The sequence below is a fragment of the Sandarakinorhabdus sp. genome (assembly GCF_032115815.1).
Taxonomy (GTDB): Bacteria; Pseudomonadota; Alphaproteobacteria; order Sphingomonadales; family Sphingomonadaceae; genus Sandarakinorhabdus.
The window spans coordinates 1-12,456 of record NZ_JAUMBI010000211.1; the positions used below are offsets into that span (position 1 = coordinate 1).

Sequence of the window (12,456 nt, forward strand, 5' to 3'; positions counted from 1 at the left end):
AAGGGCCGCCGCTCCACCGAGCGACGGCCCTCCTGTTTCGCAGCGATCGCTGATTACAGCTTGCCGGTCAGTTCAGGCACCAGCGTGAACAGGTCGCCGACCAGGCCGACGTCGGCCACCTGGAAGATCGGGGCTTCTTCGTCCTTGTTGATGGCGACGATGATCTTGCTGTCCTTCATACCGGCCAGGTGCTGGATCGCGCCGGAGATGCCGACGGCGACATAGAGTTCCGGGGCGACGATCTTGCCGGTTTGGCCGACCTGATAATCGTTGGGGGCATAGCCGGCATCGACGGCGGCGCGGCTGGCGCCAACGGCGGCGCCGAGCTTGTCGGCGAGCGGATCGATGAACTCGTGGAACTTGTCCGACGAGCCCAGCGCGCGGCCCCCGGAGACGATGATCTTGGCGGCGGTGAGTTCGGGGCGGGCCGACTTGGTGAGTTCGGCGCCGACGAAGCTGGACGTGCCGGCCGAACCGGCGCCGCTCACGGCTTCAACGCTGGCGCTGCCGCCGCTGGTTGCGGCCTTGGCGAAGGCGGTGCCGCGCACGGTGATCACCTTCTTGGCGTCGGACGATTTAACGGTGGCGATGGCGTTGCCGGCGTAGATCGGGCGGGTGAAGGTATCCGGGCCTTCGACCGACAGGATTTCGCTGATCTGCGCCACGTCGAGCGCGGCGGCGACGCGCGGGGCGACGTTTTTGCCGCGGCTGGTGGCAGGCGCCACGAACGCGTCATAACCAGCCATCAGGCCAGCGATCAGCGGGGCGAGGTTTTCCGGCAGGGCGGCGCCATAGGCGGCATCGTCGGCGACCAGCACCTTGGCGACGCCGGCGACCTTGGCGGCGGCTTCGGCGACGGAACCGCAGCCGGAACCGGCCACCAGCACATGCACATCGCCGCCCAGTTGGGTGGCGGCCGTGATGGTCGCCAGCGTGGCGTCTTTCAGATCGGCGTTGTCGTGTTCTGCGAGGACCAGCGTGCTCATGCGACGGCTCCCATTTCCTTCAGCTTCGCGACCAGTTCATCGACCGATTTCACCTTGATGCCGGCCAGGCGCTTGGCCGGCTCGGTGACTTTCAGGGTGGTCAGGCGCGGGGTCATGTCCACGCCGTAATCGGCCGGGGTCTTGTTGGCGATCGGCTTGCTCTTGGCCTTCATGATGTTCGGCAGCGAGGCATAGCGCGGTTCGTTCAGACGCAGATCGGTCGTCACGATCGCCGGCATCTTCAGCGCCACGGTTTCGAGGCCGCCATCGATTTCGCGGGTGACGTTGACCGTCTCGCCCTGCGGATCGAGCTTGGACGCAAAAGTGCCCTGCGCCCAACCCAGGAGCCCGGCCAGCATCTGGCCGGTCTGGTTGGCGTCGTCGTCAATCGCCTGCTTGCCCAGGATGACCAGGCCCGGCGCTTCTTCAGCGACGATGCCGGCCAGCACCTTGGCGACGGCCAGCGATTCGGTGGTCACGTCGGTGAGCACCAGGATGCCGCGATCGGCGCCCATGGCCAGCGCAGTGCGCAGCGTTTCGGTGCACTGCTGCACGCCCACGGAAACGACCACGACCTCGGTGGCGATGCCCTTTTCCTTCAGGCGGATCGCCTCTTCGACGGCGATTTCGTCGAAGGGGTTCATGCTCATCTTGATGTTGGCGAGTTCGACGCCGGTATTATCCGACTTCACGCGCACCTTGACGTTGTAATCCACCACCCGTTTGACGGGGACTAGCACCTTCATGGCTGGCCTTTCCCAAGCATTGATCTGAACCGCACTTGACCCATGCTGGCAGCAGGGTCAAGGCCCAAGTTTACGTTAACGTCAACCTGTCGCGCCATGCTGCCAAAAACAACGGCCCGGCGCTGCTGCCAGCGCCGGGCCGATGCCCCAATCAAAGCAGGATCAGGCGCTGACGGTTGCCAAGCGGCGGCGGCGCGCCATGCCGCCCACCAGGCCAAAGCCGGCGATCAGCATCGCCCAGCTCGCCGGTTCCGGCACGGCGCCGGTGCGCTGCAACTGGGTATCGGCGACGAATGTGCCCAGGTTGAAGGCGTTGTTCACAGCGCGGCCGTTATCGAATTCGAAGTGGATGCCGCCATAGATACGGCTGAGGCCGGCTTCATCGGCCGCACCGCGCAAGGACGTGAAGCAACGATCGCCCATCACGCCCGACGCCGGATCGGCCGGGGTGCAGAAGGCGATGTTGCCGGTGCCGAAATAGCCCGTCAGCGCGCCGGCAGCACCGCCGGAGAAGCTGCTGTGGCCCGACACATAGGTGGGGAAGTTCGGCGTGGCCAGGAACGGCGTCCAGCCCGGTTCGCCGTCTACACCGCACACGGCGAGCGTGCAGGTGTTGATGGCGGTGATCGGCCGGAACAGATCATATTGATATTTGTCCTGCCAGGCGGTGATGCCGGCATCGGCGACCGACAGGCCGACCAGTGCGGTGGCGCGTGCGGCTTCCAGGGTCGAAAGGCCACCGATCAGGCCATTGGTGATGTCGATCCAGTGGCCGGGCGGGGTGAAGGTGCCGCCGCCATCGGCCCAGAAGCGGGCGATCAGCTGCTGTTCGGCGGTGCCGCAGGTGGCGCAGCCCAGCGCCTTCACTTCGTTGAAATCAGCAATGAATTCGGCGCTGCCCAGGGCGGGCGGCGCGCCGTTGCCGAACTGGCTGTTGCTGGTCGCGGCAAAGGTGGTCACGGCACCCCAGCTCGGCAGCACCGGCTGACCGGGCTGCACCAGCTGGAAATCACCCGGATCGGTGCCCGGCGTATAAGGCGACTGGGCGACAGCGGCACCGTCGGTGAGACGGGCGTTGTAGAAATTGAGCGCGATCGAGCTGCCCAGCGCCACGCTGTTGGCGCGCACGGCGCTGTTCAGCGACAGCGCATCCAGACGGGTGCTCAACTGCGTGTTCAGGCTGCCCGCCAGCGTGGGGAACAGATTGGCCATCATCGTGTAACCGGCCGACAGCGCCAGTGCGTCTTTCGAGAGGCCGTTCACGGCCGGGCCGGCGTAGCTGTAGCCCTGATAGCCCATGTGCGAACCGGCGTTGACGGCATCGAACGTGGCCGTGCTGACCATGGCAATGGCGCGGGCAGCGCGCGGCGGCGGCCCGGCGGCACCGGCGCGGATACTGTTCAGCAGCGTGGTGTTGACATCCTGCACGGCGGCGCTGGCATGCGCGACACCCGGCAGCGCCAGCGCAACAACCGCACTGGCCAACACCGCGGCCTTGAGGCCGCGGTTCATCATTCGAGACATGGTATTCCCCCGTGAAACCTTCACACGCATCCCCACGATGCGGCTGGCCACGGGGTAAAAGAGTTTGATTAAGGTAATATTACCTAGTCAGGTTGTATTACAGTAAAATCATATTGCACGTTGACTGGCCAACTCTCAGCGATTGGCCCCCGGCAGCCAAAGCACATCACCTGTCGCGGCATTTTCCACCCGGGCCAGCACGAACAGCAGATCGGAAAGCCGGTTGAGATAGTGGCGAGCGACAGCACTGATCTCCTCGCCCGCGGCCACCGCATCGCGCTCCGCCCGGCGCACGATGGTGCGGGCGAGGTGGAGATGGGTGGCGCTGGGCGTGCCGGCCGGCAGGATGAAGCTCTTCAACGGTTCAAGCGTCTCGTTGGCCGCATCGATCTGCGTTTCCAGCCAGGCAATTTGCGCCGGCACGATGCGCAGCGCGCCATCCACACCTTCGGGCGTTGCCACATCAGCGCCCAGATCGAACAGATCATTCTGGATGCGCGACAGGATGGCATCGCTGCCGGGGGTTGCGGCCAGCCGGGCCAGGCCAATGGCGGCATTGGCTTCATCCACGCTGCCCATCACCACCGGACGGTGACTGGCCTTGGACACGCGGCTGCCATCCACCAGGCCGGTGGAGCCATCATCGCCAGTGCGGGTATAGATGCGGTTCAGGCGAACCATGATGCCACCTTGGGCGGGTTCAGCCCGGCCGGTTGATCAGGAACAGGATGACGATGAAGAAGATCGCCAGCGCCTGTAGCGCGACGCGCAGGCTCATCATGCGGTTCGATTGTTCGCCCGTCACGTCCTGGCCGCGCGCCATGATGATGATGCCGCGGGCGAGCACCGCCAATGTGGCGACGGCCGAAGCGACCATGAAGAAGACGAGAGTCGATTGCATGGCTGAAGGTCTAACAGCCTTTGCCGGGCTGAGCACCAGCATTTGGGGGGGTGCGTCAGCAAGGCCGTGCCGCCGCCGCAGCCCCTTGATTTCTCAGGCCGCAACCAGCCCCCGCCGCCGGCGCAGGGTCGCACCGACCAGGCCGAAACCGATGATCAGCATCGCCCAGCTTGACGGTTCGGGTACAGCACCACCGATGTTGATGATGTTGAGCTGCAGATTGCCGACGCCCACCGCTTGCAGCGGCAGGCCGATCAAGGTGCCATTGATCAACGGATCGCCCTGCCGGAACACGATGTTCATAAACAGGGGCGTGCCCAGCGGCCCGGTGAGCACGCCGGCGAAATCGCGCGTCGTCACATCGGTGATCATTGCGGGCGGATCGGCGAGCGGGCCCTGCAGGGTGCGCCCAAAGAACAGCGAACCGATGAACAGGTCGGGCGGCACATTGCCGGCAATCTCATAGGGTTTCAGAAACTGACCGGAAAGCACCCGCGCGCCGGTGGTGTAACCCATCTGATCGAGGCGGTTGTTGGGATTGCCGAACACGCCGCCATTGTTGATCGTGAAAATGTTGCCGAAATCATTGCCGGTGCGCAGCAGCGTGACCGGGCCATTGGTGCCGAACAGATCGACCTGGCCGCCCAACACCGCGCCGGAGAGGAACGCACTTTCGCCCTGGCCGCCCACCGGGCCGGTCAATTGCAGACCGGCTGCAGCGGTATCGACCACGAATGCACCCACGACCGACGCGCCAACAAATTGCTGCAAGGCCGCGATCGGCGTGCCAGATGGTGAAACACCGGCCGTGCCCGAGAAGGTGATCAACTGAAGCGCCGCCGTGGCGGGCGCACAAACGCCGATGGCCGCCACCAACGCGGCACACACAAATGCAGAACGCATGCGAAACTCCCCCTGTTGTGCGGAAACTGTGTCCCGCTGCGCGTTGGGGTAAATTCCTGTTAAAATAAGGTCAATATAGATTATTTTGACGCTGTGGTGATTGCGAAAGCAGCGTGTTGCACAGATGGGCTGGATCGCCACCGGCCGCCCGCAGCGCCGCCAGCGTCTCACCCGCGTCACGTTTCGCCAGGCGCCGGCCATCACTGCCCAGCACCAGCGGGTGGTGGTGATAGTGCGGCACGGCCAGGCCGAGCAGCGCCTGCAACAGGCGCTGGCCATGGGTCGCTTCGAACAGATCCACCCCGCGCACCACATCGGTCACGCCTTGCGCCGCATCATCCACCACAACAGCCAACGCATAGGCGGTGCCGATATCACGGCGCGCCACCACGAAATCGCCCTGCGCCGCCGGATCGGCCTGCTGCGGCCCGGCCCAGGCATCATGCCAGCCCAATGGCCCAGTGATGGCCAGTGCGGCGGCCACGTCCAGCCGCCACGCTGCCGCTTCGCTGGCCAGCCGGCGGGCGCGTTCATCGGGCGCGAGGTGGCGGCAGGTGCCGGGGTAGAGCGGGCCATCGCTGCCATGGGGCGCGCTCGCCGCCGCCGCAATGTCGGCGCGCGTGCAGAAACACGGGTAGGCCACCCCCAGCGCGATCAACTGATCGAGCGCAGCCGCGTATACCGGCCCGCGCTCGCTCTGCCGCCACACCGGGCCATCCCAGTCCAGCCCCAGCCAGGCCAGGTCTTCAAGGATGGCCGCTTCGAACTCGGGCCGGCAACGGGTGGTGTCGATATCCTCGATCCTGAGGATGAAGCGCCCGCCGCTGCGCCGGGCCATGCGCCACGCCAGCAGCGCCGACAAGGCGTGGCCCCGGTGCAGCAGGCCCGTGGGCGATGGCGCGAAGCGGGTGGTGAGGGCCAAGTTATCCACGTTATCCACAACGAAATCCGGTATTGTCATTGGCCTGACATACAATCCGTTGTAAAGACTTGGGCATCACGGAACGGCCGCGCTGGCGGCCCTGGAGATGCAGCTCTTGTGCCGCATCTCTTGTGCGACTGGGCCCGTGTCATGCGTTGCCGCCCCGATGTGTGGGGAGGGCCCGATGCTGACGGCTGAATTGCTGGAACAGAAGTTCGTCACGGAACGCTTGGCTGTTTCGCCCGAAGCCTGCCCGGCGCTGGTGCTGAACGCCGATTATACCCCGCTGTCGTATTATCCGCTGTCATTGTGGCCGTGGCAGACGGCGATCAAGGCCGCTTTCCTGGAACGGGTGGACATCATCGCGGAATATGACCGCGAGATCCGGTCGCCATCGTTGCGCATGAAACTGCCCTCGGTGATCGCACTCAGGCAATATGTGCGCCCGGCCAGCCACCCGGCCTTCACGCGCTTCAACCTGTTCCTGCGCGATCGTTTCACCTGCCAATATTGCAGCGTGCCGGGCGGCGAACTCACCTTCGATCATGTCATCCCGCGCGCCTATGGCGGCCGCACCACGTGGGAAAATGTCACCACCGCCTGTGCGCCGTGCAATCTGAAAAAGGGCGGCCGCACCCCGGCCGAAGCGCACATGCATCTGCTGTCCCGCCCTTGCCAGCCAAGCACACATGATCTGCAGGCCCACGGCCGCGCCTTCCCGCCGCATTACTGCCACGAGACCTGGCGCGATTATCTGTACTGGGACGTGGAATTGCTGGCGTGACGGGCAGCACAGCGGGGGCACCACTGCGGCTGCTCCCCATCGCCGCCGATGGCCGTTGTGATGGCCGCGACGGCCCATGGCCCGACGACACGGCTGCCCTGCTTGATGCCACGCGGCAACTCTATGCCGAACAGGGCCATCACCCGCCGTGGATTTCCTATCTGGCCTTTGTGGGCGACGAGATGGTGGGCGGCGGCGCGTTCGTTGGCCCACCCATGGCCGACGGCGTGGAAATCGCCTATTTCACCCGGTCGGATCTTGAAGGCCGTGGCCATGCCGGGCGCACGGCCGCCGCGCTGGTGGCCATCGCCCGCACTGCCGATCCGGCCTTGCCGATCTGGGCCAAGACCCTGCCGGAAGACAACGCCTCCACCCGCATCCTGCGCCGGCTGGGCTTTTGCTTCACCGGCATCGTGCAGGATCACGAGATCGGCGACGCCTGGCGCTGGCAACTGCAACCCCCGGGCTGATCGGGCACCCGAACCGGCCGGATCAGGCGGCGTTCGGCAGCAGGCCGTGGATCAGCGCATGGGCGCGCGGATCGCGGATCATGGCCAGCGCGCGCTCCACGCCGCCCAGTTCGGCCAGCCGCGCCGCCGTGGTCGCTGCCGCCGGGCCATCACCCGAAAGCGCCTGCGCCAGGCACAGCGCCGCCAGCGTCGGCGGATAGGTCGGGATATGCTGCGCTGCCTCGTTCAGCAGCAGCAGCGCATCGGCGGTTTGGCCCATGCCCAGCAAGCAGAGCGCCATCCCCGTGTAATTATAAGGCCTCACAGCCGATCGCGGGCTGAGACGCAGCGCCCACTGGAATCGTTCCAGTCCGCGCGCGGCCTTGCCATTGGCCACGTCCACCCAGCCGCCCCAGAACAGGGTGGAGGCTGACGACGGTTGCAGTTCCAACGCGCGGTCGATCAACCGATCAGCCGCCGCCATGTCGCCGCCCAGACACAGCAGCACACCGGCGGCATAGCCCAGCACGAACGGATCATCGCCGCCGTGCCGCAGGGCCAGATCATAGTGGCGCTGGGCTTTGGCACGGTGCGGGGCGGGATCTTCGGCCCAGCCCGACGCCGCGATCATGGCGTGGCAAAACGCGCTCAGCGCCGCTGCCCAGGCGTTGGCCGGTTCCAGCGCCAGCAATTGCGCCGTCAGTTCGGCGGCTTCCAGCACGCCATCGCGCTGCCACTGCCGGAACAGGGCGTTGGCGCGCCAGAACAACTGATAGGAATCGGCCGTCTCCAGCGGCGCCGAAAGCGCGCGTTGCCGTTCGGTGGTCTCCACCTGCGAATCGATCAGCGGGGCGATGGTGGCGGCGATGTGATCCTGCAGCGCGAACAGATCGGTGAGCGGGCCTTCGAAGCTTTGCGCCCACACTTGCCGGTTGCCCGGCCCGTCGATCAGGCGAAGGCTCACCCGGACGCGTTCGCCGTCTCCGCGCACGCTGCCTTCCACCAGGAACCGCACGCCCAATTGCCGGCTCAGCGCCAGCCGGCTGCCGGCCAGCGGCGGCCCATCGGTTGAACCGGCCGCCACCACGAACAGCGTGGAGCGGCGCGCCAGTGCACCCGAAACGTCTTCGGCCACGCCATCAGCGACGAATCCCAGATCACGACCCGGCGACAGATCGGCAAACGGCAGCACCGCGATCGACGGCTGCACCGGCAGCGCCGGCAGTGCCCCGCCCAGCAGTTCGGCAACGCTGGGCATTGGCGATGCCGCTTGCGGACGGCTGCCACCATCGAGCGCCTGGCGCATTTCGCGCAGCCAATCCTCGAACCCGTCTTCACCGGGCAAATCAATGCCCTCAAGAAACTCGCCGGGGCCGCCACCGTTCAGCGCGTCCACCTCCAGCTGGGCCAGATCGATCCACGCCCGCTGATAATCCGCATTCAGCAGCGGCGCTGCAGCGGCGCCATTCACCGCCAGCCGCAGATTGGCCAGTTCACGGCGCAAACTGGCCTGGGCCTGCGTGCCCGGCCGGCTACCCCACAGGCGGTCCTGCAGCCAGCCGCGGGTGCGCTCGCCATCGGGCGCCATCGCCAGCATGGCGATCAAGGCCCGGCCCTTGCGGCTGCTGACTTCGATACGCGCGCCATCAGGGCCGCTCAGCCTAAACGGCCCGATCAGTCGCAGACGATAGATGTTCCCCCTGGATGATTTCATCCACAGCACCCCCGTTTCCCAGCTAAACCCGTGATGCCTATTGGATCAAGCGCGGATTTCCCGCCTGGTTCACGCCGACATCACAAGAGCGCCGCGCTGATCCGGGCCAACATCAGGTGAAATGGGACCAAGCATGACAGGGACGGAAGGCCAATCCGGCGGAGTGCGTCGCTTCATCCCACCTTGGCATCGTCAGGCTCCGGAAAGTCGGCGCGTTGGGGATGCGAAATCCGTTTCTCTCCCGAAGAACCGGGGCACCCCGGCGCACGACCGACAACTCTGCTTGCGGCAATTCCCCAGCGGTCAATTGAGCGAAGCGGTAGATTCCGTCGCTGTGTGCAGTGGGCAAACCGCGTCATGAACCCTTAATGTTTCCGTCATCCCGGCGGGGCACAAGCCAAGGGGCTTTCCTCATGCGAACATTTCGTACAATCGCCAGCGCGGCGCTCGCAGCCGCCCTGCTCGCCGCACCGGCCCTGGCTGTCGACAGCAGCTCAGTGACGTTTGCGCAGTTCACCCAGCAGACCTCCAGCAAGATTGTTCGATATGGTTCGATTGCTGGCGGCAACAGCCTGACCATCACTGAATCGCCGATCTTCTTCGTGATCAGCGCCTTTGGTCCGCTTGGCTTCTATCCGACCACGATGACGATGGCAGCAACGTCGATGGCCGCGGTCACCAGCACTGGTCCGCAATTCCAGCAGCTCGGCTGGACCGGCAACATCCGCTTTGGCAATGCCACCAGCGCCTTTCTTGACGTCAATTTCGCCAACGCCACCTTCAGCTTCGATGGCACCGGCGGTTCGGCCAGCCTGATCTCCACCGATCCCAGCAATCCGATCAGCTACACGTCCAACGTGCTGACCCTGCCGACTTTTGACTTCAGGGACTTCTCGCTGGCGTTCACGGCGCTGTCGCCGGCGTTCACCGTCGCGGCCAATGGCTTTGGTACGCCGTTTGATGCCAATATCGCCGGCTCGTTTGCCGGTTCGGATCGTGACCTCAACCCCGATGCGGTTCCCGAGCCTTCGGCCTGGGCCATGCTGCTTGCCGGGTTCGGACTGGTAGGCATCACGGCGCGTCGCCGTTCGGGCCGGGTTACAGTTGCTGCCTGATCGACATCCCCCCGCCCCCGGGGGGATGCCGAGGCGGCATGGTGGTCGCCGGTCCCGGTCCCGTCAGTTTCTGGCGCCACCGGGATCGGCGGCCATCGCCAATCGCGCCAGTTCCGGCAGCGACTTGCAGCGGCTGCGATGCATGATTTCGGCACGGTGATTTTCCACCGTGCGTTGGCTCAGATTGAGATCGGCCGCGATGTTCTTGCTGGGGTGGCCATCCAGCACCATCGCCATCACTTGGCGCTGACGCGGTGTCAGCGTGGCAAGTCGTTCGGTGGCTGCCAGACGTTCGACGCTCATGCCCTCCTCGCCCGAGGCACTTGCCAGTGCGCGGCGGACGCTGGCAAGAATGGCATCGCCCGACGCCGGCTTTTAGATGAAATCGCGCGCGCCGGCCTTCATCGCCGCCACCGCCATGCCGATATCGCCCTGGCCGGTGATCATGATGCTGGGCGGCAAGGTGCCGGCCGCATGGAGACTGCGCAGCAGATCAAGCCCATTTTCGCCGGGCAGCATGGCATCGACCAGCAGGCAGCCGCCATCCCCGGGGCGCCAGGCGGCGCGAAAGGCTTCGGCCGACGCATGCAGCGCAACCGGCAGACCGGCATCGGCCAGCAGCCGGCCGAATTCGGCCAATGTGTCGGGATCATCGTCGATCACCTGCACCAGCCCGTCAGTGCCCACCACAGGGTCGGCGCGAGCCGGCGTTTCAGCCTCTGTCCGGCTCAGCGCCGCGGCGATGGCAGCGTGCAGTTCGGCCGGACGCACCGGCTTGGCCAGCCGCACGATATCGTTGGCGGCAAAGCGCACCAGCGCATCGATTGCGATATCGCCGGTCAGCATGATCACCGGCACGGTGCGGCCGTGCGCCTTGAACAGGGCAGCGCGCAGATCGCTGGCCAGTTCCAGGCCGTCACGCCCGCCAATCAGGCGGAAATCGGAAATGATCAGATCCGGTGTGTGCAGGGTCAGGCTGGCAATGGCCTCGATATCGTTGTGGGCGGTCACCACGTCATGCCCGGCGCCGCGCAACAACTGGGCCAGCAGTTCCAGCAGATCGGCATCATCATCGATGGCAAGAATGTGCGCGCCGGTGATCGGTGCTGCCTCGGCAGGTGCCGGGGCCGGGGCGGCAGGCGGTGCCGGCAGGGCGTGCGACTCCGGTGTGGCCAGCGGCACGGTGATGCTGAACACCGAACCATGGCCCGGCCCATCCTGCGGCCACGACCGCACATCGATCCCATGGCCCAGCATTTCGCCGAGGCTGCGCACGATGGACAGGCCAAGGCCCAGGCCGCGGCTGCGATCAATCAGGGTTGGCCCCAGTTGCTGATAAGGCTGGAAGATCGTCTCCAGCTTGTCGGCCGGGATGCCGATGCCGGTATCCCACACCTCGATCCGCACCATATTGCCGCGGCGGCGCGCGCCCAGCAGCACACCGCCCTTCACCGTGTATTTCAGCGCATTGGCGACCAGGTTGCGCAACATGCCGGCCAGCAGCCGGCGATCGGAAACCACGTGGCAGTCGGTCGCCACATGGCGCAGCTTCAGCTTGCCGGCGGCCGCCTGTTCGGCCAGCCCGGTCACGGTTTCGTTCAGCAGGCTTTCGAGGGCAAAGCTGCCGGGCGCAATCTCGACCGCGTCGGCTTCGATGCGGTTGATGTCGAGCAACCCATCGAGCATCGCCGCCATCGATTCCAGCGTGAGTTCCAGCCGTGCCAGCAAGGGCCGGCATTGCGGATCGGTGACCTTGCGGGCTAGCAGTTCCTGCAGCAGCACCAGTGATTGCAGCGGCTGGCGCAGATCGTGGCTGGCGGCCGCAAGGAACCGTGATTTGGCCAGGTTGGCGGCTTCGGCGGTTTCGCGCGCTTCCAGCATCACCTGTTCGGCGCGCTTGCGTTCCGAAACGTCGGTATAGGTTATGATCACCCCTTCGGCATGATTATCGTGGGCACGATAGGGCATCGCCCGCCGGCTGAAACAAGTGCCATCCGTGGCGGTGATCTCGCGATCAGGCGACTTGCGGCCACCGCGCACCGCCGCGATGTCGGCGGCCAGCTTCGGATCAGGGGTGAGCGGTGCCAGATCGGTGAAGGGCCGGCCGATATCGCCCGGCAGCATGTTGAACAATACGCGCGTGGCCGGCGTGAAGAAGCGGATATGCATATCGAGATCGAGGAAGATCGTCGCGACATTGGTGCTGTTGAGGATGTTGTTGAGATCGTCGGCCATGGTGCGCTGGCGATCGATGGTTTCCTGCAACTGGCCGTTCAGTGCCACCAGCTCCTCGTTCAGCGACTGCAGCTCCTCCTGCGAGGTGATCAGTTCCTCGTTGGTGCTCTGATATTCCTGGTTGCGCGACAGCGTGTCGGCGTGGATCGCCTGCTGTTCGGGATCATTGTCGCCGAG

Annotated in this window: 12 protein-coding genes and 1 pseudogene; 3 read left to right on the forward strand and 10 right to left on the reverse strand. The window is 65.6% G+C overall.

What is annotated here, in order from left to right:
* Positions 1-53 precede the first annotated feature (53 nt).
* From RT662_RS12240 to gluQRS, 7 genes and pseudogenes are all read right to left on the reverse strand, one after another.
* Positions 54-986 (reverse strand): electron transfer flavoprotein subunit alpha/FixB family protein, encoded by a 933-nt coding sequence (locus RT662_RS12240; protein ID WP_313670988.1) that lies wholly within the window; start codon positions 984-986, stop codon positions 54-56.
* Entirely contained in the window at positions 983-1,732 is a 750-nt protein-coding gene (locus RT662_RS12245; RefSeq protein ID WP_313670989.1) for an electron transfer flavoprotein subunit beta/FixA family protein, read from the reverse strand. The genes RT662_RS12240 and RT662_RS12245 overlap by 4 nt, the downstream gene beginning before the upstream one ends.
* Positions 1,733-1,894: 162 nt before the next feature.
* A pseudogene (locus tag RT662_RS16265) lies at positions 1,895-1,996 on the reverse strand (PEPxxWA-CTERM sorting domain-containing protein); the annotation flags it as partial.
* Between the two features lie 1,395 nt (positions 1,997-3,391).
* Positions 3,392-3,937: a cob(I)yrinic acid a,c-diamide adenosyltransferase gene (locus RT662_RS12255; RefSeq protein ID WP_313670991.1), complete on the reverse strand. Its 546-nt coding sequence runs from the start codon at positions 3,935-3,937 to the stop codon at positions 3,392-3,394.
* Positions 3,938-3,956: 19 nt separating this feature from the next.
* Positions 3,957-4,199 carry a twin transmembrane helix small protein gene (locus RT662_RS12260; protein WP_313670992.1) on the reverse strand — a complete coding sequence of 81 codons (243 nt, stop codon included), beginning with the start codon at positions 4,197-4,199 and terminating at the stop codon, positions 3,957-3,959.
* A gap of 51 nt (positions 4,200-4,250) precedes the next feature.
* Entirely contained in the window at positions 4,251-5,060 is an 810-nt protein-coding gene (locus RT662_RS12265; RefSeq protein WP_313670993.1) for a PEPxxWA-CTERM sorting domain-containing protein, read from the reverse strand.
* 70 nt (positions 5,061-5,130) lie between these two features.
* Positions 5,131-6,021, reverse strand: a complete 891-nt coding sequence (gluQRS, locus tag RT662_RS12270) for a tRNA glutamyl-Q(34) synthetase GluQRS (RefSeq protein ID WP_313670994.1) — start codon at positions 6,019-6,021, stop codon at positions 5,131-5,133.
* Positions 6,022-6,166: 145 nt separating this feature from the next.
* On the opposite strand from gluQRS, the gene RT662_RS12275 reads away from it, so the two are divergent.
* Together RT662_RS12275 and RT662_RS12280 are read left to right on the forward strand one after the other, a co-directional pair.
* A complete protein-coding gene (locus RT662_RS12275; protein ID WP_313670995.1) occupies positions 6,167-6,766 on the forward strand; it encodes an HNH endonuclease in 600 nt (199 codons plus the stop codon).
* Positions 6,763-7,236, forward strand: a complete 474-nt coding sequence (locus RT662_RS12280) for a GNAT family protein (protein WP_313670996.1) — start codon at positions 6,763-6,765, stop codon at positions 7,234-7,236. The genes RT662_RS12275 and RT662_RS12280 overlap by 4 nt, the downstream gene beginning before the upstream one ends.
* Before the next feature lie 22 nt (positions 7,237-7,258).
* On the opposite strand, the gene RT662_RS12285 is transcribed toward RT662_RS12280, so the two are convergent.
* On the reverse strand, positions 7,259-8,929 hold the full coding sequence (locus RT662_RS12285; RefSeq protein ID WP_313670997.1) for a hypothetical protein: 1,671 nt from the start codon (positions 8,927-8,929) through the stop codon (positions 7,259-7,261).
* A 413-nt stretch (positions 8,930-9,342) separates the two neighbouring features.
* Between RT662_RS12285 and RT662_RS12290 the strand changes: the two genes are divergently transcribed.
* The gene (locus RT662_RS12290) at positions 9,343-10,044 is read left to right on the forward strand and encodes a PEPxxWA-CTERM sorting domain-containing protein (protein ID WP_313670998.1); all 702 of its coding nucleotides are present in this window, start codon (positions 9,343-9,345) and stop codon (positions 10,042-10,044) included.
* Between the two features lie 63 nt (positions 10,045-10,107).
* Here the strand turns inward: RT662_RS12290 and RT662_RS12295 are convergent, their stop codons facing one another.
* Entirely contained in the window at positions 10,108-10,398 is a 291-nt protein-coding gene (locus tag RT662_RS12295) for a LuxR C-terminal-related transcriptional regulator (RefSeq protein WP_313671000.1), read from the reverse strand.
* Between the two features lie 21 nt (positions 10,399-10,419).
* Positions 10,420-12,456 (reverse strand): response regulator (locus RT662_RS12300; RefSeq protein ID WP_313670999.1); only part of this gene is annotated, 2,037 nt, incomplete at its 5' end.

Excerpts from the sequence above, each read along its gene's own strand:
- RT662_RS12275 (WP_313670995.1), top strand. The coding sequence starts at position 6,167 with ATGCTGACGGCTGAATTGCTGGAACAGAAGTTCGTCACGGAACGCTTG.
- gluQRS (WP_313670994.1), bottom strand. The coding sequence starts at position 6,021 with ATGACAATACCGGATTTCGTTGTGGATAACGTGGATAACTTGGCCCTC.
- RT662_RS12285 (WP_313670997.1), bottom strand. The coding sequence starts at position 8,929 with ATGAAATCATCCAGGGGGAACATCTATCGTCTGCGACTGATCGGGCCG.
- RT662_RS12245 (WP_313670989.1), bottom strand. The coding sequence starts at position 1,732 with ATGAAGGTGCTAGTCCCCGTCAAACGGGTGGTGGATTACAACGTCAAG.
- RT662_RS12240 (WP_313670988.1), bottom strand. The coding sequence starts at position 986 with ATGAGCACGCTGGTCCTCGCAGAACACGACAACGCCGATCTGAAAGAC.
- RT662_RS12260 (WP_313670992.1), bottom strand. The coding sequence starts at position 4,199 with ATGCTGGTGCTCAGCCCGGCAAAGGCTGTTAGACCTTCAGCCATGCAA.
- RT662_RS12265 (WP_313670993.1), bottom strand. The coding sequence starts at position 5,060 with ATGCGTTCTGCATTTGTGTGTGCCGCGTTGGTGGCGGCCATCGGCGTT.
- RT662_RS12255 (WP_313670991.1), bottom strand. The coding sequence starts at position 3,937 with ATGGTTCGCCTGAACCGCATCTATACCCGCACTGGCGATGATGGCTCC.
- RT662_RS12290 (WP_313670998.1), top strand. The coding sequence starts at position 9,343 with ATGCGAACATTTCGTACAATCGCCAGCGCGGCGCTCGCAGCCGCCCTG.